We start from the raw sequence: 23,806 nt of genomic DNA on the forward strand, positions 1-23,806 counted from the left end.
GGGACGGGTTCGGATGGGTTGAGAGAGCGCCGTCCGGATCTGTCCTTTCCACGCTCTCCGGAGAAACAGGCCATGACGACCGAAGTGACCACACCCCAAATTGCAACCCTGGTTCCGGAAGACCGCCGTGAGATGTTCTTGCCGACCCTGTTCGGGCTTCCGCTGCTGATCGTCGCCGAAAACGCGGTCTATACATTCATGGAGCGGCTCAGCCCGCGCGATTATGGCGGCGGCTTCTGGAATTTCTACGAGCGCGATGGCAAGCCCCTGTTCCTCGCGCCGACCTCCCGGCCGCGCTTCCGAATCGAGAGCGACATCACGGAATATCGCGGCGAGGTTTCGGCAGAAGCCGCAGGGATCATAGCCACCCTGTTCACCTTCTCGCATCTCTCCTTCCGATACGAATCCGACCTTCTTGCGGAGGGCTACGACCGGCTTCACGCCTGCTTGGCCGGCCATCCGGAGGCATCCGAGATATTCCAGGCCATCGACTGAACCGAAAAATGCGCTCCGCCGATCGGCGGAGCGCTTCTTTCATGCCGGCCACGGCCGCCTCTTGAGAGGCAGAGGAAGGCCGGAACGGGTTTGAGCCGGTGCGGTCGAGAGAGAGCGCTGCGCGGCTCGTCCTGTTTCAGCTCTCCTGGAGGTTCCCCGATGAACATGATGCCCGCCACCGTGACTGGCGATACGGACGCGCGGATCCCGCTCAGCTCGGAAGCCGACACCGCCGGCGCCATCCTCGCGGCGGCGCAACTCCTTCTCCCTCATCTCGAGCGCGGCCAGCGCACCGACGCTCCGACGCTACGTCACGCGATGGAGACCGCCTTCGGCGCCTCCGATGCGTCGGGCGTCTGGACCTGGAAGACCGCCTACGAAGCCTGCGAGGCGGCGACAGTGCTGTTCCTGCGCAGGTACGGCAGGGCGCTTTTCCGCAAGGCTGGCTCGCCGGCCGCCGCGCTTTCCATGCTGGAGAAGATCGCTGATCTGCTGCCCACGCACACGCGCCGTTCCGAAGAAGCGCAGTCCTTCCAGCAGTTTTCCACCCCAATCCCGCTTGGCTTGGTCGCGGCGACCGCCGCAGCCATTACTCCGGTCGACCGCGTGCTGGAGCCGTCGGCCGGCACCGGTCTGCTCGCCATCCTCGCCGAGATCTCCGGCGGTACGCTCGTTCTCAACGAACTGGCCGAGACGCGTGCCGGTCTTCTTTCGTTCCTCTTTCCGGCCCTTGCCGTCACGCGCTTCGACGCGGCCCAGATCGACGATCATCTTGACCCAAGCCTTGTTCCGACCGTGGTGCTGATGAACCCGCCATTCTCCGCCATGGCCAATGTCGAGACGCGCATGGCCGGCGCGGCATTCCGCCATGTCGCCTCGGCGCTGGCGCGCCTGGCTCCGGGCGGGCGGCTCGTTACCATCACCGGTGCCAACTTCGCGCCCGACGCACCGGCCTGGGCCTCCGCCTATGCTCGCCTTCAGGAGCGCGGCCGTGTCGTGTTTTCTGCGGCTATCGATGGCTCCGTCTATGCGAAGCATGGCACGACGTTTGCGACGCGGCTTACCGTCGTCGATAAGCTGCCCGCCGATGACCCATCCGTGTTCCCGGCCGCTCCCGGTGTCGCGCCGGACGCGGCGGCGCTGATGGGCTGGGTAGCCGAGCATGTGCCGGCCCGTTTGCCGATCGATCCCGCCATGGCTGTTCCGGTCGCCGCTACGCCTGCGCCGCGCACCGTGCGCGGGTACATCGCCCGTGCCGTCAAGGCCGCGCCCAGAAAACCTCTGGCCGAGCTGGAGGGCGTTGATCTCGCTTATGAGACCGCCGAGCGGCGGGAGGCGGATGCCGGCCGCATCACGGACGCCATCTATGAGGAATACGCGCTTCAGTCGATCCGCATTCCCGATGCGCAGCCTCATCCGACCAAGCTGGTGCAGTCTGCGGCGATGGCCTCCGTCGCGCCGCCGAAGCCGAGCTACCGGCCGCGCCTGCCGGCCAATCTCGTCTCGGACGGCCTGTTGTCCGACGCCCAACTCGAAACTCTGATCTATGCCGGCGAAGCCCATTCCGATCGTCTCGCCGGATCGTGGACGGTCGACGAGACCTTCGACGTCGTGAAGGCCGCTCCAGACGATGCAACGGATGTCGTGCGCTTCCGCCGCGGTTTCATGATCGGCGACGGCACCGGCGTCGGCAAGGGCCGCGAATCCGCGAGTATCATCCTGGACAACTGGATGCGGGGACGCCGCAAAGCGCTATGGATCTCCAAGTCGGACAAACTTCTCGAGGACGCGCAGCGGGACTGGTCAGCGCTCGGCATGGAGCGTCTGCTGATTACGCCGCAGTCGCGTTTCCCCCAGGGCAAGCCGATCACGCTGTCCGAGGGCATCCTGTTCACGACCTACGCCACGCTTCGCACGGACGAGCGCGGCGGGAAGGCGTCCCGCGTCAAGCAGATCGTCGATTGGCTTGGCGCCGACTTCGACAGCGTCATCATTTTCGACGAATGCCATGCGTTACAGAACGCGGTCGGCACCAAAGGCGAGCGCGGCGACACCGCGCCCTCGCAACAGGGCCGGGCCGGCCTGCGCCTTCAGCATGCGCTCCCCGATGCCCGCGTCGTCTATGTCTCGGCCACAGGCGCAACCAATGTCCATAATCTCGCCTATGCGCAGCGGCTTGGCCTGTGGGGCGGCGAGGATTTTCCGTTCAGCACGAGAGCGGAATTCGTGGAGGCGATCGAAGCCGGCGGCGTCGCGGCAATGGAGGTGCTGGCCCGTGACCTGCGCGCGCTCGGTCTTTACACCGCCCGCTCACTCTCCTTTGACGGTGTCGAATACGAACTGGTCGAGCATGAACTGACGCCCGAGCAGACGCGCATCTACGACGCCTATGCCGGCGCTTTCGCCGTCATCCACAACAATCTCGACGCGGCCATGGAGGCGGCCAACATCACCGGCTCGTCCGGGACGTTGAACCGGCAGGCCAAGTCCGCCGCACGCTCGGCCTTCGAGAGCACCAAGCAGCGCTTCTTCGGTCATCTGCTGACCTCGATGAAGACGCCAACTCTGCTGCGCTCGATCACCCGCGATCTGGAGGCAGGCCATGCCGCCGTCGTACAGATCGTCTCGACCGGCGAAGCGCTCACCGAGCGCCGCCTTGCCGAGATTCCCACCGAGGAATGGAACGATCTGAGGATCGACCTCTCTCCTCGCGAGTACGTACTCACATATTTGCAACATTCCTTTCCGGTGCAGCTCTATGAGCCGTTCACTGACTCGGAGGGCAATCTGTCGTCGCGGCCAGTCACGCGCGACGGCCAGCCGGTCGAAAGCCGCGAGGCCGTCGCCCGGCGCGACGCGCTGATCGAAAAGCTCGCCAGCCTGCCACCGGTCCCCGGCGCGCTCGACCAGATCGTCCAGCATTTTGGCACCGACATGGTGGCGGAAGTGACGGGCCGGTCCCGGCGGATCGTGCGCAAGACTAGCCCCGGCGGCATCGATCGCCTTATGGTCGAGAACCGCGCCGGCTCAGCCAATCTCGCCGAGACCGCATCCTTCATGGACGATCAGAAGCGCATTCTGGTCTTCTCGGACGCCGGCGGCACCGGACGCAGCTACCATGCCGAGTTATCGGCGAAGAACACGCGGCTGCGCATCCACTATCTGCTCGAACCGGGCTGGAAGGCCGATGCCGCCATCCAGGGGCTCGGCCGCACGCACCGCACCAACCAGGCCCAACCACCGTTGTTCCGGCCGATCGCCACCAACGTCAAGGCCGAAAAGCGCTTCCTGTCAACCATCGCCCGCCGGCTCGACACGCTGGGCGCGATCACGCGTGGCCAGCGCCAGACCGGTGGTCAGGGCCTGTTCCGGCCGGAGGACAATCTGGAGAGCCATTATGCCCGCGATGCACTGCGCCAGCTCTACATGCTGATCGTTCGCGGCAAACTCGAAGGCTGCTCGCTCGACCGCTTCGAGGCGGCGACCGGCCTGAAGCTGATGGACTCTAATGGCATCAAGGACGAGCTGCCGCCGATCACGACGTTCCTCAACCGTCTGCTGGCGCTCACCATCGAGCTTCAGGGCATCATCTTCACCGCCTTCGAGCAGTTGCTGAACGCCCGCATCGAGGGCGCCATCGCGGCGGGCAGCTACGACATGGGCCTGGAGACGCTGCGCGCCGAGAGCTTTGTCGTTACCGACCGGCAGGTGATCTACACCCATCCGGGCACCGGCGCGGAAACCCGGTTGCTCACGATCACCCAGCGCCAGCGCAACCGCCCCGTCACGCTCGGCGATGCGTTCGCCCATCTCTCCGACGGACGGGCGAAGCTGCTCGTCAATGAGCGCTCCGGCCGTGCCGCCGTGCAGGTCCCAGCGTCAAGCGTCATGCTCGACGATGGGGAGATCGAACGCCGTATCCGGCTCATCCGGCCGATGGAGGCGCACAACATGCCGGTGAAGGTGATGGCCGAGAGCCATTGGGTCGAAGCCGACCGCGGCAGCTTTGCCGAGGCATGGAATGACGAGCTCGCGCAGGTGCCGGAGTTCTCGGATTCCACGCTGCACATGGTCTCCGGGCTGTTGCTGCCGATCTGGAAGCGGCTGCCGAAGGAGTCGACACGCGTCTATCGGCTCCAGACGGATGACGGCGAGCGCATCATCGGCCGCCGTGTCTCTCCCGCCTGGGTGGCCGAGGCCACCGCGACCGGCACGAGTTCGCTGACGCCGGACGACGCCTTTGCAGCGCTGATGGAAGGCCGCACCGTCCTCGACCTCACCGAGGGGCTCCAGCTTCGGCGCAGCCGCGTCATGGGCGCCAATCGCATCGAACTGTCCGGCTTTACAGACACGATGCGCGAGCGCCTGACGGCCTATGGCCTCTTCCACGAGATCATTTCCTGGAAGCTGCGCATGTTCGTGCCTGCCGACGCCAAGGGACCGGAGGTTCTTGCGAAGATTCTTGAATGCTGGCCGGTCCAGCGCATCGGCGAGCGCGAGGCGGCGTGATGTCCCGTCACGACGCCACCGAACTGGCGATTCGTCTCTGCCGGCAGGCCGAGGCGGTGTGCCGATACTATCTCTCTAACGGCCGGAGGCAGGGCCGCTATTGGCTGGTCGGAGATGTCCGCAACACGCCAGGTCGTTCCATGTTCGTCCGCCTTGTCGGCCCGGAGACCGGTCGGGGCGCTTGCGGTCGCTGGACCGATGCCGCAACGGGCGAATACGGCGACCTGCTCGACGTCATCCGCGAAACGCTGGGCCTTGTCGACTTCAAGGACGTGGCTGAGGAAGCACGCAGCTTCCTCAGGCTTCCGCATCCGAAGCCGGAGCGTCGGCGGGAACCGGCTCCATCCGGCTCCCCCGAAGCGGCACGGCGGCTCTTCGTCATGTCGCAGCCGATCCACGGCACGCTCGCCGAAACGTACCTGCGCGGGCGCGGCATCACGAATCTTTCCGGCACCGCCAGCCTGCGCTTCCATCCGAGCTGCTATCATCGGCCGGACGAGCTTTCCACCACCGAGACCTGGCCGGCGATGATCGCCGCCGTCACCGATCTCAGCGGCCGCGTCACCGGCGCGCATCGCACATGGCTGGAGCCGGATGGCAGAAGCAAGGCCCCAATCGACACGCCGCGACGTGCAATGGGCAACATTCTCGGGCATGGCGTCCGTTTCGGTCTGATAACCGATGTGCTCGCGGCCGGCGAAGGCATCGAGACGGTGCTGTCCGTACGCTCGGCTCTCGCCCACATGCCGATGCTGGCGGCAACCTCGGCAGCCCATCTCGCGGCCGTCCTGTTCCCGGCGACGCTGCGCCGGTTCTACGTCCTGCGCGATCGAGATCCCGCCGGCGACGGCGCGCGAGACCGGCTCGTCGAGCGAGCCACGAGCGCCGGCATCGAGGTAATCGTGCTGTCGCCATGGCTGGAGGACTTCAACGATGATCTGCGGCTCCACGGCATCGACGCGCTTCGGGCGGTGATCGTGCCGCACCTCGTCCCGGAGGACGCCAATCGCTTCATGGCGCTGGCGGCATAGGCGGGATCGGGATCGAGCCGCGGTGTCCACTGCCGTCCTGTTCGATTCCGCGTGGCCGGCCGAACGTCGGCTGAGATCGCGGCCCGGCCTTCTTGAGAGGGCGATCGGCCCACAAACGGCTCGGCCCGGCAATGGCCGCGCTCCGGCTATCGTCCGCCGGCGGGCAAGCCCGCCTTTGCATCGCGAAGCAAGATAGCCGGGCTTAGCCATCAAGGCCCTCGCGAGCGAGGGCTGCCGTTCCGGACCGCCCGTGGGCTTTCGACGCCTGCGAAGGCCGCGAGGGTCGCGGTCAGACCGACGAAGGAGACCATGCTGATGAGAAACGAACAGGACGGTATCGACCCGCATCACGCCTCTTCCCCGACCGACCATCTGCTCACCGAGCTTCAGCTCTATGGCTGGCGTCCCTTCCAGGATGAGCCCGATCCGAGGCCGCTCCCCGAAGGTGGTCATGTCGCCGGCGCCGTCGCAGACATCTTCGACGCCCTCATCGCCACCCTTGGCGACACCCGCCTCGAGCCCGACCTTGATGAGCTGCTCTGGGGCACGGTCAATCTCTTCCACCGTGCGGTCGGCCGGATCGAGCGCGAACTGGACGACAACGAGCAGGCGCAGCGCCAGCTTCAACGGGAACAGGACGGCACCGAAATCAAGGCCGTGGAGTTGGAGCGCCTGACGGCCGAGGGCCAGACGCTGATCGAGCGCCGCGACGCCTTCGAACTGATGCGCGACCAGGCGGCCGAGCACTACGAACACCACACCGGCACTGCCTGGCGTCCACGCTCCGGCTCTATGGTCAACCATCGCAACCTGACCTCGGCGATGATTGACAGCCGGGATTTTCTGGCCGCGAAGCGCCGGGCCGAGGCGCAGGTCATGCTGCCCGACGGCCCCAGGGTCGCCTTCACCGGCGGGCTCGACTTCAACGATCACCGGCTGGTCTGGGACATGCTCGACAAGGTTCTGACGAAGCACCCGGATATGGTGCTGCTGCACGGCGGCTCGCCCAGGGGTGCCGAGCTGATCGCCGCCAAATGGGCCGACGCTCGCAAGGTTCGCCAGGTCGCCTTCAAACCCGACTGGGACAGGCACGGCCGCGCCGCGCCCTTCAAGCGCAACGACGCCATGCTGGAGACGCTGCCGGTCGGGGTCATCGTCCTCCCCGGCACTGGCATCCAGGAGAATCTCGCCGACAAGGCGAAGAAGCTCGGCATCCCGGTCATGAAGTTCTCCGGCAGCGCGTGAGCGCTGCCTTCTTTTCACAGGAGCCGGCTATGACGCTGATCCTTCTCGCCATCTCGTTCACGATCGCGCTGACGATCACCGCATTTCGTTTCTCGATGTACGCTCTCCCGTGCATGGTCGGGCGGGCGGCGTTCCGTTACGTCCATGCGATGGATGCCGGCTTCCTGATGTCCGGTTTTGCCGCGCTCGGCGCCGCGTTCCTGTCGATCGCGCTGGTCGTTGCCCTGCTTACCATCGCAGGAAACTCCCGACTGCGCATTGTCATCCTCGTGATCTTCGCCGCGCCCGCCGCCGTCGCGGGCTACGCGCTGGTGTACGGCGTGGCGCACAACGCCGTCGATTCGGTCATCGCGCTGCGGACGCTGTGCGGCGCAGGCGGATTGTTCGTCGGCATCGCCGCCATGTTGAACGTCAACGCATTCGCCGCCGGTACCTCGGGGGGTTAGCCTAAATGACGGCAACCGACCCCAGTATGTCATTCGCTATTGCATTGTGAAATCCCGAAAGCAGCCATTCCTCTGCTCACGGTAGTAGCGGTACGGCGCCCCAATTTTGCCATTCGGTAAGCCGCTGGGACTTGACAAAGTCAGACTTTGGCTTGGGCACTTGTTTGCTTCGAAAGGCTTGGATTTGCTGGCACCATGGCCTGCGTTGGAGAGCGATCCGCGTAGTTCTGAGGAAAACTCAGTAAACAGGTGAACGAAACGAGAAGGATGAGTTAAATATATGTCCCGTCTTCTGGAGTCGGCCCTTGGACAAAGACCTGCTACGCGCGATATTTCTGCCTACCCTCGACGAAGCCATCAAGAACATGGATGCCAAAAAGATCAAGTTGGCGCACTACACCTCGTTTGAGGTCGCCCTCCAAATCATCGAGGGTGAGGCCGTCTGGATGCGTGACGTGTCCCACATGAATGACATCGGCGAAGTGCGCTACGGCATTCAGGCAGTTGACGCATTTATCTCTGAAACGGCCGACCGGCAGACGCTGGTTGATACACTGGACGCTGTTCACTCTGGCCTCGGCGCTCAGATTGTCCCGCTCTGGCAGATGATGAAGGCTAATATATCTACTAGTGTGTACATCTCGTGCTTTTCCGAGCACCTACCCGGCAAGGAAGATTTCGGGCGGCTATCCATGTGGCGGGCATACTGCTGCAAGCCAGACGGCGTAGCATTAGTGCTGAACACAGAGGCGTTCCGTTTGGAATCGAATGCGCTCAACGCCTATTCAAGCCCCGTATTCTACGGCACCGTCGGCGAGTTCCACGCGAAATTCCGCGAGATGCTGAGCAACATCCAAGCGAACGCCGACATGCTGCGAACCATCGATCCCCAGATGCTGCTAGGCCATGTCATCATGGCTGTCCTTTTCGGCGCAGTTTGCTTGAAGCACCCCGGCTTTTCGGAGGAGAAGGAATGGAGGGTGATCCACATGTCGTCGATTAAGTTGCCGTCCCTTCTTCGGAAAAAGGAAGTGACTGTCCGTGGCAGCGACGAAACGATATTTGAGATTCCGCTGAAGGATGCGCCCGAGCAGGGACTAGTCGGAATTGAGATCAAAGACCTATTGCACCAGATCGTTATCGGACCGTCGAACCGGACAGAGACGATAAGATCGGGGTTGGCTGAGGCGCTGAGCAAGAAAGGTATCATGAACCCTGCTTCCCGCATCGTAGCCTCGGATATTCCTCTCAGGGTGGAAGCCTAATTATCGAACTGAAATCACCGCCAGTGTTGAGAACGAGCGCGACTATGCACCGGCTGCGGGAGTCCTTGAGCCGGCGCGGTGTTATTTACGCCAGCGCATAGCCCCGGCTACTTACTCCATTTTACTATCTCGTGCGGCATCCCTGGGATGGAACTGGCAACGGCTAGTGTATGTCCGCTTTCCCGATCCCATATCCCAAAGCAGGCCGACCGCTCCCCACCCTTTTAAAGCCTTCGCCTGGAACTGCGACCCGACCGCTGCTCAAGTTGGTGTAGTTAATCTTCGACTGCTGCAATGGCGTCCATCTCAAACAGAATATCAGGGCTGAAGAAGGCTGCCACCTGCACCAGCGTGCTTGTCGGCGGGCTTTGAACTCGAATGAATTGATCTCGTACGCGCCGCAGGGTGGCAAGGTTGGCCATGTCGGTCACATACAGTCCGATCTTTACTAAGTCACCGAAACCCGCCCCGACCTCTTTGAGGGCAATCTCCAGGTTCTCGAAAACCTTGACCGCCTGGGCTTCGAAGTCGCCCTTGCCGATAAGCACACCATTCACATCGAGAGGCACCTGCCCGGAAATATATATGGTCCGCGCTCCTTCGGGCACGACGGCTAAATGCGAGTAATTTGCGGTTGGCGGCAGCGCCTGCGGTGAACTGAACTGAATGGTTGGAATGATATGCCTTCCTCCTGGTTGGTGGATCATCCGCTTTTACCCAATCTGCCTCAGAAGCAGACAGTCTGAAAGCCACCCCACAGCGGAAGCCAGTCCGCCCCGTCAGGTGCAGAGTTGTCGCTTTGGTCTTAGTGGAGAATTGCCCGAGACCGCCACATTTGCAGAGTACCCGGCATAGTCGCCGTAAGCCGCTGGAGCCGCACTTGTTCAGACGCTCTTCCCTCGCCACCGCTGCCTTGTGCCTGATCCTCGCTACTGTGCCTGCACATGCGGATACGGCCTGCGAGTTTGAGAGTGAACCGCACGTGCTGATGGAAGAAGGTGATCCTCATGAGGTCGGCAGCAAGCTTCTGCAGGTGTGGGAAGTCCCGAACTGCCCGGTTCTCTGGTCGGAAACGCCTCCCGAAAGCGGCCATTATCGTCGTTTCAGGGATGATCTGGCCAAACGAAAGATTGAAACGGATCCGGTCCGCTTGCTGGAACGCAGCCCAACAGAAAACAACCGGATGGTGGTGCGGAATGCCGACGACTGGATCAGGCCCGCTGCTTGCCTCGAAATGCTGATGTTCGGCCATCAGCATGGACGCCTTGATACCTTTGAGACCCCAAGCGAGTTCGCGAGCATCGTTCTGCGTTCCGCCGATGGCGAACGCCTGCGAGTCTACTACTATACGATAAATCATGACGGCATCGGTCGGATGGACCCCATCGTAAAGCCAGCGCTTGAGGACAAGCGGGATGGATGGGAGGTGCTGGTGGCGCTGCACAGTCACGTGTTCCATCCGGATCAGCCCCAGATTGACGGCATCCTTGCCCCGAGCGAGGCCGATGCCGATTTCCATGTCCGGTTTCATGCCGAGTCTGGCGTCCAAGAGGCACGGATTACCAATGGCATTCATACGATCATAATGCCGGCGTCGAGCTTCGACGGGTTTAAGCGCCCCGCTGATGACAGAGAGATCAGCAATCCATCTGACTAGGCGGGGCTAAGCACGAAAGCAACCAGGCCCCCTCTATCGGGCAGCAACCGACCCCGAAACAGCGCTCTTCACGGTCGCTCAGAAAGCAAGTTCCTGGACTCGATGCAGATGGTATTCAGCGGCTTCCCGAATCTCTGCGCTGTGGGAAATATTCGCCCAACACCAGACGGCCACGCACACGCTCTTCAGGTCAGCATAGCGCCTAACGAGGGCTTGATCGATATCTCTGAAATGCGACCACGCGGCGAGCGGCAAGCCAGCGATGTCATATTCGCGAGGTCCGCGGCATGCGTCCTCAAAATCCGTCCACAGAGGGCCTCGCTCGCCAAGCAGGAGATTGCCGAGATGAGCGTCTCCGTGGAGGGGAACCCAATTGCTGGCCACTTCCTCGACTTCGTGACGAAGGCGGCGATATTGCGTCTTCAGGAGATCTCTATCGTGCCTGCTAAGCACGGCAGACGCTCCATCATCGACAAGCACAGCCCAACAGCGGTCCAGTGCAAGCGTGTACGGCGGCAGTTCGCCGCCGTAATCGAGCAGAGCTTCATGAACCGAAGCGAGCGTCGTGGCGGCGAGTGCCGCATCAGCCTCATCGGCCGTCCGCTCGTGCTTCACATAAGGCCAAAGCGTCACGACAGAATCCGCGATGACGTGCGGTCCCGCCAGATCCACCAGGGGCGCAACGACGGGTGCGCTGCGGGAGGCCAGGTGACGTGCGACGGCTACTTCCCTGATCGCCCTTTGCCGAGCCGCGTCGAGCGGCTCGGAGGATTGGACCCTCGCAACAATCGTGAGAGGAGAAATCAGGAGCGTAGTGTGATGTGCCTTCTTCAGAATAGTAGGCGTGACCTCGCCCAGTCCGAGGTTCCTGCATATGGTGGATACCACCGCAATCTCATCGTGGAAGTTCGGTCGGGACATGTTCATTAAAATGCGCGAGAAGCTGACCTTCCGCAAACCACCCCGAAGCTGCTGATCCGATTTCGCCCCCATAGCTGCCGTTGCACGTTCCCCAGTGCCGACCCATCTATGACGGAGGACGGGAGACCGATACATGGACGAAACCAGGATTCGGCCAGCACAGATCGACGAGGCCCCTCAGCTCACGAAGCTCTGTAAGGATGCGTCTCTTCCGTACGGTTATAACGAAGAAACGATCGAGCGATTTGAGCCTGCACTCTCGGTGAATCTGGCGCTGATCGCATCCGGGCTGACGTTTGTCGCTGAAAGGTTGGACTCCCAACCACTCGGCGTTATGGCTCTGAGGCCCATTGGGCTTGGCGGTCTCATCCTTCTGGACCGCATCTTTGTTCATCCGTCTGCGCAACGCCAAGGAATAGGTATGCAGCTATTTTCCAAGGCGGCCGATAAGTCGGCTGCAATGGGTGGAAGTGCAATCCTGATCTATTCACACCCGCAAGCTGCTGCCTTCTACAAGCGGGTCGGCTGCATCAACATTGGCGAGACACCCTTCTATCTCTCACACGACCTCAAGATGCCGATGATGGTGTATTCAATTCCCGCGTCTGAAGCGGGATGATCGGCTGCTTTCCACCAAACTGCGACGCTCCTGCGAGCTGAGCTTGCTTGCTGTGTTTCCGGGTCTTACTCCACGTTCTTCTGCGCGCTCCAGTTGCCGTGTGAATCTGACGGACGGTTGTCATGCAAATTCACATCCTGGCACATACGGTGGAGCACAAAACAGGGAGGCTGTCATGCTCCGCGTCACCAACGACGCACGCTTCTGGGATCGAATTGCGCGCAAATACGCCGCCGATCCGGTCGCCGACACGGCCGGCTATGAGCGAACGCTGGAGCGAACGCGGCAGCATCTCAAAGGCAGCGATACGGTATTCGAATTCGGCTGCGGCACGGGCACCACGGCGCTCAAGCTTGCAGGAACCGTCGAGCGTATCGTGGCAACCGACATTTCCGGTGAGATGATCGCCATCGCCCGCGAGAAGGCCGAAGCGGAAGGCTGCTCCAACGTCGAGTTCAAGATTGCCACCCCGGATGTGGCGCCGTGGTCGGACGGCACGTTCGACGTCGCGTTGGGCTTCAATGTCCTGCATCTGATGGCCGCCCGGGAAGCAGCTCTGAAAGGTGTGTACCGGCTGCTGAAATCGGGCGGGCTTTTCATCTCCAAAACGCCATGCCTCAAGGAAATGAACCCGTTCGTGCGCGTCGCCATTCCCGTGATGCAGCTCTTCGGCAAAGCGCCCTATGTGAGCGTTCTCGATGGGAATGAGCTCGAGCGTGAGATCGCGGCGGCGGGGTTCGAGATCATCGAGCGTGAGCGTCATGCCACGCGCGGCAAGGATGCGCGCCCGTTTCTCGTCGCAAGAAAGTGATCCAAGGGCTTGCGATCAGGTTGCCTTGAGCCTCTCCGCATTACCCCGGTTCTCCTGCGGAAACCGACATCTCCCCTGATCTCGGTCCCCGGGACTGAGCGTCCTCGTGGGTTTCTTGCTTCGGTGCGGTAATGCGAAGCCCGGACATACGTCCACGCCGTTTATCGTAGCTGTGATCGTCTCCCCCGCGCCGTTGATGTCAAAGCGGTGCCGCTAACCTGAATCCGTTAGCCGGTCTGTCCCGCTCCTCGAAGTCTGCAGCCAGGAAGCATGAGCAGGTGATGCCGCGGGATATGGCTGGTGCCACTTGGTTTGAGAGCATCGGGAGCTTGCCCGGTGTCCGGGCCGGCAAGGACGATGCGGCTGCTGTCGTCTCCGAAGAGCTCCATCGCAGGACTAACCCCTCCGACTGACTGATTCCCTAATCCCGAGCGGCTGCCGGCAGCAACCACCAAGATTCCGGCCGTGTTGTCGCTGAAGCGACTGCCCGCCCCACACCGGAACTTGGCGGCGAGCCTTCGGTTGCAACCGGCCTCCGGCGGGCTTGGCCGGGTCTCGTCGGAGGGATGGTCCCTCGGACGGAAGCAACGGAGACAGAAAAATGCAGAACATCGTCATTCTCGCCGGCAACATCGGTCAGGACCCCGAGACCGTCACCACCCAGGGCGGCACCCGCATCACCCGCTTCACACTGGCCACCTCGCGGCCCCGCTACGCCGACGGCAAGGTGCTTCGGGACGAGAACGGCTACCGGGTCCAGGACACCGAATGGCACCGTATCACCTGCTTCAACGGCCTCGGCAAGACGGTCCAGGAGCACTGCAATAAGGGCATGAAGGTGCTGGTGCGCGGCCGCATCCACTATACCAAGTGGACCGACCAGAACGGCAATGACCGCTACGGCTGCGAGATCATCGCCGAGACGGTGGACTTCCTCAGCCGGGCCAAGCAGGCGGAAAGCCAGAGCGGCAGCCAGCCCGACTACGATGACGAGATACCATTCTGAGCGGTTCGAATCGACGCCCGGCGGCGCAAGCTGCCGGGCTCTATGTTCATGCTCGCACCTTGCCGCTCGGGCCTAACCGCAGGAGATGCTGGTGATCGCCCGTGAATCCTCGTCGTAGGACACGTTCATCCGCTCGCGGCCGAGATCCGACGTCACCGCGCAGGTCGAACATGCCATTCGCCATGTAGCGCCGGCTGGCTTGTCGGGGAGGGCGTCGACCGGTTGGCCGACGAAATGCTGGAACTGCGAGGCGCGGCACTGATCCCCGAAATAATACAAGCGCGATCCGCCTTCGGTCTCCGCAATCCAGGTCAACGGATCGCGGGGATGGTTGCGGATCGTGGAGTTCTCGGGCGCCCAATAGGTGAAAGGCGGCGGCGGATCGGCTTCCATTACCACCTTAGGCTCAGCGAGCGGCGTAGGCTCCGCGTCCAGCACCACCGCGCACCCCGACGCCGCGAGCACAGTTACAACGACGAGAGCGGGCACTGCGGGAAGGAACTGCAATCCTGATCCTCCTAGACGGTGTTGCGCTGGCCGCGCCTATCATTGGCCTGAGACACCGGCTAACCCGCAATCGCGGCGTCAAAACGGCAGCGCTCTGGTCCGCACCTGCATGTTCGCAGTTCGTGCTCTTCGCAAAGCCGTGGTGGCGCGAAAGGCGTCGATCGATAACACGATGGTTGCAGAACAGACCTTTGGGCACCGCATCCAGGGCATGTCCGGCTCCGGTTGCCGGGAAGCGAACCCGCTCTTGGAGGCTTACCTTGGTTTCAATCACGGCCTTCCACGATCAACCCTGAAAGGGTCGGACTATGCGAAGCATGCCGCCGCTGAGGTGACCTCAGCGGTGATCGCGGCCGTGGCCGAAACACATCGGCGCCTGTCGAGCGGGCAATCGCCCCGCCAAAAGAACAGGAGCCGGAACAATGTCCTTCCCAGATGCGCAAGCCTTCGCCCTCAGCCTCGCCGACACCCTGATGATCTCCATCGTCATCTTCCGCGCCGGTGACGGCACGCACTCGGTGGTGCCCGCGCCCGAATACGACGGCGACGAGGATGAGATCGTCAGCGAGATTGATCCCTTCGCGCCCTGAGCGCGAAGGAACTGTGCGCTCAGGGCACACTTTCCCGCCGGCGTTGACGGGCGGCGGCGCTGGCTGCCTCAGTTCGCGAATGAGGAACGAATCCGCCGGTTAATGCATATCAAGAGACTATTCTGTCAGATCTGGCTATATCCGATTACCTAGTATATTGGGTGGAAGTATATTAGGTAGCTGGCGACTTCTCCCGTATGAGCTTACGGGAGAGAGTCGCACGCAATCTGCGCCGGCTGAGACAGGAGAAATCCATCTCGCAGGAGGAGCTTGCCCATCGTGCCCAGATCAACCGCAATTATGTCGGCATGGTCGAACGCGAGGAATATTCGATCTCGGTCGACAAGCTGGAGAAGCTTGCCGATGCTCTGGGCGTCGATCCGGCGGAGTTCTTTCGGAGCGAAGCCTGATGCGCCACGCCCGCCACGCATGGGGAAAAGCACAATATTCGTGGATATGGCGCCGCCGAAAACACCCGATCACCGCAAAAAAAGCGCCAATTCTCGTCATGGCGGCATGGTCTCATTCCGCGATTGCCGGATGCTTGCTGTCGCCAAACTTGTTGCGCTCATGACCGATAAGGTATTGTGAGCAACACATCGGAGGACGTAAAGACAGGCCGATGAATAAACCCGACTTCCAGGAGAGCCCGCCTCAGACCGACAGGGTGAATGCCTATGACGAGGCGCACCTTGCCACCTATCTGCGTCTGCTGGACGCGGATGAGGAAGGCGCCGACTGGCGGGAAGTCGCCGGAATCGTCTTCGGCCTCGACGTCGCAGCCGATCCGGAACGCGCGAAGCGCGTTCACGACAGCCATCTCGCCCGTGCCCGCTGGATGTCCGAGAAGGGCTATCGCCACCTTCTCAAACCGCGCATGCAGTGATCGGTAGCCGAAAGCCGCTCCACATCGGAATCCATGGCGCCAGAATGCTCAGCCGACGAAACAACAGCATTCCGATTATCTGTCTATACGATCCTCAGCCCGCCCCAATACTCGAATCAGCCTGAAGCCATCGGTTGAGGCGGGGGAGGAAGACATGGAACCACTGCACGACTGGCGATCACCGCAATTCGAGGAACAACTGGGCCGTCTTGACCGTGGCGGTGTCGCCTTCGAGTTTCTTCGACGCAACCTCCAATACCGGCAGGACTATGCCGAGATGCTGGCAAGGATCGCCTCCGGCGGCACGGACGAGGCAGCGGAGATCGAGCGCCTGTCCTGTCGCTGGGGGCTGTCCTTTCCCGGCGGACCCTTCTGTCTCTGCCGTCTCCGCCCACCCAATCTGGCAAGCCATCCACTTCCCCGCCACGCTCATTGTCAGGGCTGTTCCGGACGGCTTCGGAGGTTTACCGCTCCCTGATCCGCAAACACTGCCCGCCGATGGCCGGCTTGCCAGGGATGGTCTCCACACCCTCGTCGCCGACGACGATGGCGATCACCGGCTGTGGTTTCCCGATGGTAACGAGCCGACCAAGTCGGCCATCGTTCTGCCTATCGACGAGCACTTCTTCTGGCGTCACCGCAATGCGGGCCGCTTCGTACGAAGGCTTGAGGGAAAGCGACCCGGCATCTTGCCGCGCGCGCAGCGCCTCACGGCCTTCCAGATCCATCGCGCAGCTCTCATGCTGCGTGCCTGGGACGGCATGGAGGCTGGCGCGTCGCGCCGCATGATCGCCTCAGTCCTGCTCAACAGAAAGATAGAAACCTTGCGCGCCATCGAATGGCAGAACGCGCCGGAGCGCCGACGGCTCGCCCGCATCCTCAAGGCTGCGCGCGGACACATCGAAGGCGGCTATCTACGCTGGCTGCGAACTCGCAGGTGATCCGCGTGGGCTCTTATTCTCGACGCCCAGGACGTCCTGCCAACCCGGCTGGCGTGCGTCTCTGGCGACTCGCAGTGTTGCAGCTTGTGGTTCTAGAAACGTTTTTCGGGTTTTGGGAGTTTCGCGACGGCCGAACGGCTATGTCTGGTGGTTTCCTGTCTGTCCGCTTGCGGCGGTAAGGAAGAAAAGCGGGCCAAAGAATTGAGGAGAGCGAAGTGACGTCACTGACCACGGGAAATGCAGAACAGTATGGTTCCAGCGAGAGGCTTGCGGCGAGAGCGCGCCTAGCCTCCGAATACACCATATCGGAGCATCCTTGGTTCGCCTGGGTGGCGAGCCATCTCCCCATGAAGACTGGCGACCGGATTGTGGATGTCGGATGCGGGCCTGCATGGTTTTGGGAAGGCGCGGGTGCCGTGCCTGGTGGCCTCGATCTTACCTTAACCGATCTCTCACAGGGCATGGTGGAAGAAGCAATGAAACGCTGCGGTTCCCTGCCTTTTGCCGCTGTAGCCGGTCAGACAGCGGATGCGGCGTCACTGCCGTTCGAGGACGGGAGCTTCGACGGCGCGATCGCGATGCACATGCTCTACCATCTCACCGATCCGGCGGTGGCGGTCGCCGAGATGCATCGCGTCCTGAAGCCGGGAGGCTTCCTTGCTGTGACGACCAACGGCGCCAACAATATGCGTCGGCTCTACGAACTGACGACCGCGTTCGGTGGAACGCCTTACGATCCGGCGGCCGCCGCGTTTGGTTTCTCGGATGCCGAGCGGTTGCTTCAAGAGCGGTTCGGGAACGTGAAATCCTATGTTCATCCCGCCCATATGCGAGTGACCAGTCCAGATGACGTATTCCTCGCCCTGACCTCCTACCCACCGGGAGACCAGGCCGACGACCGACAGCTCATAGCCTTCAAGGACGCGATCCAGTCCGCCTTTGCGGAGGGCGGCGGAGCGTTGGATGTGCCGAAGGAGACCGGTCTGTTTCTCGCGATCAAAGACAATTCCTGACCCGAAGGGCGCTATCGGGCACGCCTATCGCTCCACAGAATGTCTCTGACGGGATCGACCTTTTCCGGTTCCCATCTGTCTCAAGGGGTGGGATGCGGATGGTCTGGTTCCAGGCATGAGATGACCAAAGCGGACGTGCTACCGTTTCTCGGTTCGTACGATGCCCACTCAGACTGCCGCTGCGCGGTACGCAGATAGGCGACCCCGATAGAACGAAGATCCTATCAGACATGCCGACAAATCGAAATCCTGATACTTTCTTGTTCGATATTGCTCTGTTAGCAGCTTCTTTAGGGGTCCATAACCGTCATTTCTGCGCATTGGGAGGTGCACGCATGATAATTAATTATGCCCCTAAATTGAAAACGGGTAACGGGCGTACTGCTGAAGTTAACACCGTCGATATGTATTATGAGGAGTATGGATCAGGAAGGCCGCTCCTGCTGCTACACGGTTTCGGTGGCTCGGGACAAAACTGGTATCCCTTCCTCGACGCGCTCGCAGAACGCCATCGACTAATTGTTGTTGACCTGCCTGGGCATGGGCATAGCTCTGATCCAACCAGCGAGTTCACCCACCGGCAAGCGGCGCTTGATGTGTTGCTGCTCCTCGAAAAGCTGGGAATTCATCAGCTTTCGGCCATGGGCATCAGCTCTGGTGGGATGACTTTGCTGCACATGGCTACGATCGCTTCCATGCGCATCGAAGCGATGGTCTTAGTCAGTGCAACCACTCACTTTCCCGTTCAAGCAAGGGACATCATGCGCGAGGCCTCGTTTGCCAGAATGCCGCAACATGTTCAGGACATGTACAGGGCATGCGCGAAACGGGGTGACGCGCAGATCCGCCAGCTTATAGCTCAGTTCAACGCGCTGGCCGACAATTTCGATGATATGAACTTCACTGAGGAGGATCTCTCCGTCATCAATGCGCGCACGCTGATTGTGCATGGGGATCGTGACAGCTTTTTTCCGATTGAGATACCCGTCAGCCTTTATCGGTCCATTCCTGATTCCCAGCTATGGATCATCCCTAATGGCGAGCACGTTCCGGTTTATGATCCCATGATCCCATTCGCGGCAACGGCCATGCGATTTCTTGATCCTCCAGCCTGTGCTTAAGTCCCGTCCGCTTCCAGTACATTGACCCTGAGTCTTGGATGGGGTGGACTTCTGCCTGTCCGCTTGTAGGTCTCTAGGTGAGGAAAGCAGCCGTTCTGGTGACCGCCGCACTTCGACCGCAACGCGCCTCCATGTCGGTCATGGAGGCAAAGTTGCCTTCCCCTGGAAGCGGACGTTCGAGCGAGGGTATTGAGGCTTGTGTCTCATGCAGAGCGTTGCTAGAAAATCGCGCGGAAGCTGTGACAGGTCACGAACTTCATACGGCCGCCCCACTTTTTGAGCGCGAGCGAACGCGCGTTGTTGCGCACCAATCCCTAGCCGCCATCGGGCAATCTTCGGGATTCGATGCTTCCGACCCTTTAGCGCCCGGTCGCCGGACCGGGTGACTGGCCCCGGCTTCTCTTCCTCAGAAAGGCTTTTCGGCCTTGTCGGTGCGATAGAGGCTGACAGCGACCTCTCGAGGCTTCACGCGCGGCCCCTTCGCGACCTTGCGCCAGGCGTCCAGCGCGGTTTGGTCGCGCCAGCATTCGAAGAGATTGACGCGCTCCGGATCGACCGCGTCCGCGCTTATGGAGAAGTCGAGACAGCCGTCGTACGCCCTCGCGCGTTCGACCATGCCCCTGAAGGCGTCCACGGCGCCGTCTCGCTTCTCAGCGTCGGTGCGGGTGTAGCCGGCTATGATGATCATTGGTTTTCTCCTTCAGGCTGACACGGCGCCGGGCATGGTCAGGTATAGCGACCCGAGGATCGCCGGTGCGATGGGAACGTCAGCCTCCCTTTACGTAGCCCAGACCCTCGACGATCTTTCCGTCCCGGACGCGCATAATGTTGACGCCTCGGATCCGGTCCGCTTCGCGCTCGCTCCAGCGAAGCTGCCAGCGGATGATCCCGCGGTCGCCCATCGCGGAGATTTCCTCAGCTGTGAAGGCAAGGTTGGCCGACGACGCCACTTTCTTCCAGAAAGCGAGGCAAGCCTCACGCCCTTCGTAGAGCGCGCCATCCGGGGCCGGCGCCGTGTTTTCGAGAACACAGCTCTCGCCGATGAGATCATCGAGGTCTTCGGGGCGATGCTTCTCAAACGCGTTGTGGAATCGTTCGACGATGTCGCGGGTAACTTTGCTTTCAGTGGTCATTTTCTCACCTCATTGAACGATGGAGCCACCGTAGATCCCGACCGAGTGGTCGATAGTGAACGAGGTCCGGTTGAACAACGAAATACAACGGTGCTTCCGACTCTCACTTTGTCTTGTCATCCTTTCCGCGGATGACGTGGGGCAACAGGCCACATACAACGGTCACTCGGGCAAGGGCGCCACCTGACCGGGTGTTTTGGCGTAAGCCAGGGCTTCGACGATCCGACCGTCGCGGACACGGATCAGGCTGACCCCGCGCATCGAGCCGCCGTCGCCGAAATGGAAGCGCAGCGGATGTTGGCGCGGTCGCCCATCACAAAAGTGTCTTCCACCTCGAAGCGGTTGATGCGGTCGGCCGCCATCGCCTGCCAGAATGCCAAGTTGATATCGTAGCCTTCATAGCGCGTGCCGTTTGGTGCCGGCTGGATCGACTCCATGACGCAGTCCGCTGCGACCAAGTCCTCGAAGATCGCAGGATCGTGTTCCTCAAACGCCTGATTGAACCGACGGACGACTTCGGCTGTGTCTCTCGCTTGCATGACGTTTTCCTATACAGACAGGTCTGTCTACATATTGCACTATACAGACCTGTCTGTTAGGGTCAAGCGATGAGACAGAAAAAATCTGAAAGCCAGTCTGAAGTAGGTTCCGCGCGTGGTCGTCTGCTCGACACCGCGACACGGCTTTTTTACGAAGGCGGCATCCATGCTGTCGGCATCGACCGCATCATCGCGGAAGCCGGCGTGGCCAAAGCGACCTTCTACAATCACTTTCCCTCGAAGGATGACCTCGTCGTCGCCTATCTCGAAGAGATAGACCGGCTCGGCCGGGCGGCAGTGGCTGCGCTTCCGAAGCAACCTCCTCGGAAAATGATTGCGGCTATCATGGCGCGTATCAGCGAGGCTGTGACCGCGGGAGGCTGGCGGGGGTGTCCGTTCCTCAACGCGGCGGCGGAATATCCCGATTCAGCCAGCCCTGTGCGCCAGGCGATCAATGCGCGTCGCGTTTGGTATCACGACAGCCTTGAGAACCTTCTCGCTGAGGATGGCGATCCCGCTCCTTCCGTTACCGCTTCCCTTCTCGTCGCGCTTTCGGACGGCCTGCTGGAAAGCGCCTATCTGGATGATGCCGAAAGCGTCCCCGCCCTTGTCCGCGAGGCGGTGACGAGACTGCTGGACCGGCGATGAACGCCGCTCGCAGCCCAAGCAGCACGGGTCTGCGCCAGTTCCTGGATCTCGAGCAGCAGCGCGATTGGATGGAGGGCAAGACGGTTCCGCGCGACGCCGCCGACCGCTCGGAGTCCCTCGAACTGCGCTTCAAATATGTCGCGCGGTTTGAGAAGCTGCTGCGCCAGCCGCAGGCACAGGAGGTTCTGGCGATTCTGCGGCGCTACGGTCGCGACTGCATCCCGATCCCACGCCGGACCGAGCGGCACTACTGGTCGATTTCCTGTCTGCCGTCGACTCCGGGCAAGGCGCTTCTTCGCATCAATGCGAGTTGGATGGAGCTCTTCTCGCTCTACGCGGACGGTGAGGGCATCCGCGCGCTTTTCGTGGTGCATCTTTCCGATTTCACCACCGACCATTCACTTGATCGCGGGCAAGTAGACGATGCTTTCCTTGAGCGCTGTGTCGTGACGCCGGAAGACATCAGCTACTTTTTTCCCCGCGGCGAGGACATGTTCGGCATCCAAGTCCGCGGCTTCCCCTCGATTGGCAAATTGCTCGCGGCGCACCGCGCATTGCGGGCCATCCGGACGTTCAACCTGACGCACATGAACCGGGGCCGGAACGCCTATCAGGCGAGCCACTGCTACAGCCTGGCCGATCACATGTTGAGTGATGAGGGACGCTGAATAACGGGTCAGAACATCGGGGAGCCTGCGGCGGCACCTTCCGACTTTGGTTGGAGACTGCTTTCCGCTGTGCTCATCCTGTAACCGGACAGGCCGCTTGCGGCCCCGACCCAGCCGTCAGTCTGAGCCTCACGAATGGCGGGTTTTGGTACTTATGCACCTTAGCCGAAAATGACCGGGACAAGGTCGAAAGCTGCCGTTTTCGCGTCGCAAAAATTCCCTAAACCCACGACGGATCGGGCAGGATCGGGACGGCCGTTCCCATTGCTGCACGTCCCGGACTGCCCGAATGGGTAAAGCGAGACGGCATCCCGAAAGCCGTTTCCCATGTCTCCGACACCAGACAGTGGGAGGGGGACACTTCTCCTAAGATCCCCCGAATTTTGTCACTCCGCCTGACCGATGTTTCTTCGCCATCGTCGCATCTGCAACGCCGCTCTGCCGGCTTACGCGACGGAGGCCGAACATGCAGGACAAGACCGACACCGACTGGCCGCGCTTCGTGCGCACGCCCGAAGCCGCCCGGCTCCTCGGCCTTTCTCCCCGCACGTTGGAAAAGTATCGCTGCGAGGGCATGGGGCCGATCTACCACAAGCTCGGCGGCCGCGTGGTCTACACGGTCGCCGATCTTGTCGCATGGATCGACGCCTGCGCCCGCCAGTCCACCTTCGAGCCGCTGACGCCGGGCTTTCCCGCACCGCAGGACGCGGACGCACCGGCCGGCGACCGCTGACTGGTCGCCTCCATGCCAACGCCCGTTCCCGCACCCCATACCGAACCGTTCCGGACGCATGCACGCGACATTGCCGCGCGTGATGCGCAGGACCTTATGTCCTGGCCCTTCTTCTCGCTGGCAAAATCCCGCCGCGTCATCCCGATCGACTTCCGCCTCGGCGACGTGTCGATCCGCGTCGAGGCCACGGCAGAGCACGGCATGGCGACCATATGGGACGCGGACATCCTGATCTGGGCCGCCAGCCAGATCGTCGACGCGCGTGACAACGGCCTGCGCACCTCGCGCTTCATGCTCGCCAGGCCCTACGAGATCCTCTCCTTTATCGGCCGCGCCGATACCGGGCTGAACTACATACGTCTGAAGGCCGCGTTCGACCGGCTCCAGTCCACCACCGTCGTCACTTCGATCCGCCAGCTCTCAGAGAAGCGCCGGCACCGCTTCTCGTGGATCGCCGAATGGAAGGAGCGGCTGGATGGCGCCCGCTCACTCGGCGTCGAACTCGTGCTCGCGGACTGGTTCTATGCCGGCGTCCTCGATGACGCGCTGATCCTGACCATCGACCGGGAATATTTTGCGCTGAAGGGCGGCCTCGAACGCTGGCTCTACCGGCTCGTGCGCAAGCATGGCGGCCGACAGCGCTGGGGCTGGAGTTTTGATATCGCCCATCTCCACCTCAAATCGGGGAGCCTCGCGCCGCTGCGCCGCTTCCGCTTCGAGCTGCGCGCCATCGTTCGGCAGCAATCGTTGCCTGGCTATTACCTGGAACTGGTGGATGAACCTGATGGCCGTCAGCGCCTGATCTTCCAGCCGGACAAACCCGATCTGGTGGGGCGTCGTACCGGAGGCGCAAAATGACGTCCCCCGCGCCGCACGGCAATTGTGGATGGCCTGTGAAACAAGCCGAACCAGCGGGAACACTCTTTCCCGTACCAGCAGGAACGCCATTCCCGTACCAGCGGGAACGAATACACACTGTAATCGGCGGATATTATTGGCGGATTCCAGCCCCTCTAACTTAT

Annotated in this window: 28 protein-coding genes; 22 read left to right on the forward strand and 6 right to left on the reverse strand. The window is 61.8% G+C overall.

All coding sequences use genetic code 11. The annotated features are described in order from the left end of the window. The first annotated feature begins 72 nt into the window (after positions 1-72). From C5748_RS12590 to C5748_RS12615, 6 genes are all read left to right on the forward strand, one after another. Entirely contained in the window at positions 73-495 is a 423-nt protein-coding gene (locus C5748_RS12590) for an antirestriction protein (protein WP_105742285.1), read from the forward strand. Positions 496-660: 165 nt separating this feature from the next. Beyond that, positions 661-5,004: a strawberry notch-like NTP hydrolase domain-containing protein gene (locus tag C5748_RS12595; RefSeq protein ID WP_425350249.1), complete on the forward strand. Its 4,344-nt coding sequence runs from the start codon at positions 661-663 to the stop codon at positions 5,002-5,004. Beyond that, on the forward strand, positions 5,004-6,035 hold the full coding sequence (locus C5748_RS12600; RefSeq protein WP_105742455.1) for a DUF7146 domain-containing protein: 1,032 nt from the start codon (positions 5,004-5,006) through the stop codon (positions 6,033-6,035). The genes C5748_RS12595 and C5748_RS12600 overlap by 1 nt, the downstream gene beginning before the upstream one ends. 315 nt (positions 6,036-6,350) lie before the next feature. Beyond that, the gene (locus C5748_RS12605) at positions 6,351-7,280 is read left to right on the forward strand and encodes a DUF2493 domain-containing protein (protein ID WP_105742456.1); all 930 of its coding nucleotides are present in this window, start codon (positions 6,351-6,353) and stop codon (positions 7,278-7,280) included. A gap of 29 nt (positions 7,281-7,309) precedes the next feature. Then, positions 7,310-7,726: a hypothetical protein gene (locus C5748_RS12610; RefSeq protein WP_105742287.1), complete on the forward strand. Its 417-nt coding sequence runs from the start codon at positions 7,310-7,312 to the stop codon at positions 7,724-7,726. Positions 7,727-8,031: 305 nt separating this feature from the next. Beyond that, positions 8,032-8,991, forward strand: a complete 960-nt coding sequence (locus C5748_RS12615) for a DUF2971 domain-containing protein (protein WP_105742288.1) — start codon at positions 8,032-8,034, stop codon at positions 8,989-8,991. Positions 8,992-9,266: 275 nt separating this feature from the next. Here the strand turns inward: C5748_RS12615 and C5748_RS12620 are convergent, their stop codons facing one another. Beyond that, positions 9,267-9,698, reverse strand: coding sequence for a RidA family protein (locus C5748_RS12620; RefSeq protein WP_105742289.1), 432 nt, complete (start codon positions 9,696-9,698; stop codon positions 9,267-9,269). 173 nt (positions 9,699-9,871) lie between these two features. On the opposite strand from C5748_RS12620, the gene C5748_RS12625 reads away from it, so the two are divergent. Then, positions 9,872-10,648 carry a hypothetical protein gene (locus C5748_RS12625; protein ID WP_146119513.1) on the forward strand — a complete coding sequence of 259 codons (777 nt, stop codon included), beginning with the start codon at positions 9,872-9,874 and terminating at the stop codon, positions 10,646-10,648. Positions 10,649-10,726: 78 nt separating this feature from the next. Here C5748_RS12625 and C5748_RS12630 read toward each other — a convergent pair whose 3' ends face one another. Beyond that, positions 10,727-11,641, reverse strand: a complete 915-nt coding sequence (locus C5748_RS12630; protein WP_158259852.1) for an aminoglycoside phosphotransferase family protein — start codon at positions 11,639-11,641, stop codon at positions 10,727-10,729. A gap of 61 nt (positions 11,642-11,702) precedes the next feature. Here C5748_RS12630 and C5748_RS12635 point away from each other — a divergent pair, with 61 nt between their 5' ends. From C5748_RS12635 to C5748_RS12645, 3 genes are all read left to right on the forward strand, one after another. Continuing rightward, positions 11,703-12,188 carry a GNAT family N-acetyltransferase gene (locus tag C5748_RS12635; protein ID WP_105742292.1) on the forward strand — a complete coding sequence of 162 codons (486 nt, stop codon included), beginning with the start codon at positions 11,703-11,705 and terminating at the stop codon, positions 12,186-12,188. 175 nt (positions 12,189-12,363) lie between these two features. Continuing rightward, complete coding sequence (locus C5748_RS12640) at positions 12,364-12,999, forward strand: class I SAM-dependent methyltransferase (RefSeq protein WP_105742293.1); 636 nt, start codon at positions 12,364-12,366, stop codon at positions 12,997-12,999. A 601-nt stretch (positions 13,000-13,600) separates the two neighbouring features. Beyond that, positions 13,601-14,005: a single-stranded DNA-binding protein gene (locus C5748_RS12645; protein ID WP_105742294.1), complete on the forward strand. Its 405-nt coding sequence runs from the start codon at positions 13,601-13,603 to the stop codon at positions 14,003-14,005. A gap of 72 nt (positions 14,006-14,077) precedes the next feature. On the opposite strand, the gene C5748_RS12650 is transcribed toward C5748_RS12645, so the two are convergent. Further along, positions 14,078-14,512, reverse strand: coding sequence for a hypothetical protein (locus C5748_RS12650; protein ID WP_146119514.1), 435 nt, complete (start codon positions 14,510-14,512; stop codon positions 14,078-14,080). Positions 14,513-14,934: 422 nt separating this feature from the next. Here C5748_RS12650 and C5748_RS28580 point away from each other — a divergent pair, with 422 nt between their 5' ends. From C5748_RS28580 to C5748_RS12680, 8 genes are all read left to right on the forward strand, one after another. Beyond that, positions 14,935-15,102: a hypothetical protein gene (locus C5748_RS28580; RefSeq protein ID WP_199194784.1), complete on the forward strand. Its 168-nt coding sequence runs from the start codon at positions 14,935-14,937 to the stop codon at positions 15,100-15,102. 197 nt (positions 15,103-15,299) lie between these two features. Next, positions 15,300-15,512, forward strand: coding sequence for a helix-turn-helix domain-containing protein (locus tag C5748_RS12655; protein ID WP_105742296.1), 213 nt, complete (start codon positions 15,300-15,302; stop codon positions 15,510-15,512). 40 nt (positions 15,513-15,552) lie between these two features. Further along, a complete protein-coding gene (locus C5748_RS28195; RefSeq protein ID WP_158259853.1) occupies positions 15,553-15,693 on the forward strand; it encodes a hypothetical protein in 141 nt (46 codons plus the stop codon). Between the two features lie 31 nt (positions 15,694-15,724). Continuing rightward, positions 15,725-15,988, forward strand: a complete 264-nt coding sequence (locus C5748_RS12660) for a DNA -binding domain-containing protein (RefSeq protein WP_105742297.1) — start codon at positions 15,725-15,727, stop codon at positions 15,986-15,988. A 154-nt stretch (positions 15,989-16,142) separates the two neighbouring features. Then, on the forward strand, positions 16,143-16,466 hold the full coding sequence (locus C5748_RS28870) for a transcriptional regulator domain-containing protein (protein WP_245429065.1): 324 nt from the start codon (positions 16,143-16,145) through the stop codon (positions 16,464-16,466). Next, on the forward strand, positions 16,420-16,929 hold the full coding sequence (locus C5748_RS29475) for a DUF2285 domain-containing protein (RefSeq protein WP_425350250.1): 510 nt from the start codon (positions 16,420-16,422) through the stop codon (positions 16,927-16,929). Before C5748_RS28870 ends, C5748_RS29475 begins: the two co-directional genes overlap by 47 nt. Positions 16,930-17,144: 215 nt before the next feature. Next, positions 17,145-17,942, forward strand: coding sequence for a class I SAM-dependent methyltransferase (locus C5748_RS12675; RefSeq protein ID WP_105742299.1), 798 nt, complete (start codon positions 17,145-17,147; stop codon positions 17,940-17,942). A gap of 335 nt (positions 17,943-18,277) precedes the next feature. Then, positions 18,278-19,063 carry an alpha/beta fold hydrolase gene (locus C5748_RS12680; protein ID WP_105742300.1) on the forward strand — a complete coding sequence of 262 codons (786 nt, stop codon included), beginning with the start codon at positions 18,278-18,280 and terminating at the stop codon, positions 19,061-19,063. A 406-nt stretch (positions 19,064-19,469) separates the two neighbouring features. Here C5748_RS12680 and C5748_RS12685 read toward each other — a convergent pair whose 3' ends face one another. From C5748_RS12685 to C5748_RS12695, 3 genes are all read right to left on the reverse strand, one after another. Beyond that, the gene (locus tag C5748_RS12685; protein ID WP_105742301.1) at positions 19,470-19,751 is read right to left on the reverse strand and encodes a putative quinol monooxygenase; all 282 of its coding nucleotides are present in this window, start codon (positions 19,749-19,751) and stop codon (positions 19,470-19,472) included. A gap of 79 nt (positions 19,752-19,830) precedes the next feature. Next, a complete protein-coding gene (locus C5748_RS12690) occupies positions 19,831-20,196 on the reverse strand; it encodes a nuclear transport factor 2 family protein (RefSeq protein ID WP_105742302.1) in 366 nt (121 codons plus the stop codon). Between the two features lie 242 nt (positions 20,197-20,438). Beyond that, positions 20,439-20,735: a nuclear transport factor 2 family protein gene (locus C5748_RS12695; RefSeq protein ID WP_342588359.1), complete on the reverse strand. Its 297-nt coding sequence runs from the start codon at positions 20,733-20,735 to the stop codon at positions 20,439-20,441. A 69-nt stretch (positions 20,736-20,804) separates the two neighbouring features. On the opposite strand from C5748_RS12695, the gene C5748_RS12700 reads away from it, so the two are divergent. The 4 genes from C5748_RS12700 (at position 20,805) to C5748_RS12715 (ending at position 23,642) form a co-directional block, all read left to right on the forward strand. Further along, entirely contained in the window at positions 20,805-21,383 is a 579-nt protein-coding gene (locus tag C5748_RS12700; RefSeq protein ID WP_105742303.1) for a TetR/AcrR family transcriptional regulator, read from the forward strand. Continuing rightward, a complete protein-coding gene (locus tag C5748_RS12705) occupies positions 21,380-22,051 on the forward strand; it encodes a hypothetical protein (protein WP_105742304.1) in 672 nt (223 codons plus the stop codon). The genes C5748_RS12700 and C5748_RS12705 overlap by 4 nt, the downstream gene beginning before the upstream one ends. Before the next feature lie 466 nt (positions 22,052-22,517). Then, positions 22,518-22,784, forward strand: coding sequence for a helix-turn-helix transcriptional regulator (locus tag C5748_RS12710; protein WP_105742305.1), 267 nt, complete (start codon positions 22,518-22,520; stop codon positions 22,782-22,784). Positions 22,785-22,796: 12 nt separating this feature from the next. Then, positions 22,797-23,642 (forward strand): replication initiator protein A, encoded by an 846-nt coding sequence (locus C5748_RS12715; RefSeq protein WP_105742306.1) that lies wholly within the window; start codon positions 22,797-22,799, stop codon positions 23,640-23,642. The last annotated feature ends 164 nt before the right edge of the window (positions 23,643-23,806 follow it).

This window comes from Phyllobacterium phragmitis (genome assembly GCF_002980495.1).
Lineage (GTDB): Bacteria > Pseudomonadota > Alphaproteobacteria > Rhizobiales > Rhizobiaceae > Paramesorhizobium > Paramesorhizobium phragmitis.

Excerpts from the sequence above, each read along its gene's own strand:
- C5748_RS12620 (WP_105742289.1), bottom strand. The coding sequence starts at position 9,698 with ATGATCCACCAACCAGGAGGAAGGCATATCATTCCAACCATTCAGTTC.
- C5748_RS12680 (WP_105742300.1), top strand. The coding sequence starts at position 18,278 with ATGATAATTAATTATGCCCCTAAATTGAAAACGGGTAACGGGCGTACT.
- C5748_RS12705 (WP_105742304.1), top strand. The coding sequence starts at position 21,380 with ATGAACGCCGCTCGCAGCCCAAGCAGCACGGGTCTGCGCCAGTTCCTG.
- C5748_RS12635 (WP_105742292.1), top strand. The coding sequence starts at position 11,703 with ATGGACGAAACCAGGATTCGGCCAGCACAGATCGACGAGGCCCCTCAG.
- C5748_RS28580 (WP_199194784.1), top strand. The coding sequence starts at position 14,935 with ATGTCCTTCCCAGATGCGCAAGCCTTCGCCCTCAGCCTCGCCGACACC.
- C5748_RS12700 (WP_105742303.1), top strand. The coding sequence starts at position 20,805 with ATGAGACAGAAAAAATCTGAAAGCCAGTCTGAAGTAGGTTCCGCGCGT.
- C5748_RS12590 (WP_105742285.1), top strand. The coding sequence starts at position 73 with ATGACGACCGAAGTGACCACACCCCAAATTGCAACCCTGGTTCCGGAA.
- C5748_RS28870 (WP_245429065.1), top strand. The coding sequence starts at position 16,143 with ATGGAACCACTGCACGACTGGCGATCACCGCAATTCGAGGAACAACTG.
- C5748_RS12710 (WP_105742305.1), top strand. The coding sequence starts at position 22,518 with ATGCAGGACAAGACCGACACCGACTGGCCGCGCTTCGTGCGCACGCCC.
- C5748_RS12595 (WP_425350249.1), top strand. The coding sequence starts at position 661 with ATGATGCCCGCCACCGTGACTGGCGATACGGACGCGCGGATCCCGCTC.
- C5748_RS12630 (WP_158259852.1), bottom strand. The coding sequence starts at position 11,641 with ATGGGGGCGAAATCGGATCAGCAGCTTCGGGGTGGTTTGCGGAAGGTC.
- C5748_RS12660 (WP_105742297.1), top strand. The coding sequence starts at position 15,725 with ATGAATAAACCCGACTTCCAGGAGAGCCCGCCTCAGACCGACAGGGTG.
- C5748_RS12645 (WP_105742294.1), top strand. The coding sequence starts at position 13,601 with ATGCAGAACATCGTCATTCTCGCCGGCAACATCGGTCAGGACCCCGAG.
- C5748_RS12640 (WP_105742293.1), top strand. The coding sequence starts at position 12,364 with ATGCTCCGCGTCACCAACGACGCACGCTTCTGGGATCGAATTGCGCGC.
- C5748_RS12605 (WP_105742456.1), top strand. The coding sequence starts at position 6,351 with ATGAGAAACGAACAGGACGGTATCGACCCGCATCACGCCTCTTCCCCG.
- C5748_RS12685 (WP_105742301.1), bottom strand. The coding sequence starts at position 19,751 with ATGATCATCATAGCCGGCTACACCCGCACCGACGCTGAGAAGCGAGAC.
- C5748_RS12690 (WP_105742302.1), bottom strand. The coding sequence starts at position 20,196 with ATGACCACTGAAAGCAAAGTTACCCGCGACATCGTCGAACGATTCCAC.
- C5748_RS12610 (WP_105742287.1), top strand. The coding sequence starts at position 7,310 with ATGACGCTGATCCTTCTCGCCATCTCGTTCACGATCGCGCTGACGATC.
- C5748_RS12695 (WP_342588359.1), bottom strand. The coding sequence starts at position 20,735 with ATGCAAGCGAGAGACACAGCCGAAGTCGTCCGTCGGTTCAATCAGGCG.
- C5748_RS12655 (WP_105742296.1), top strand. The coding sequence starts at position 15,300 with ATGAGCTTACGGGAGAGAGTCGCACGCAATCTGCGCCGGCTGAGACAG.
- C5748_RS12600 (WP_105742455.1), top strand. The coding sequence starts at position 5,004 with ATGTCCCGTCACGACGCCACCGAACTGGCGATTCGTCTCTGCCGGCAG.
- C5748_RS12715 (WP_105742306.1), top strand. The coding sequence starts at position 22,797 with ATGCCAACGCCCGTTCCCGCACCCCATACCGAACCGTTCCGGACGCAT.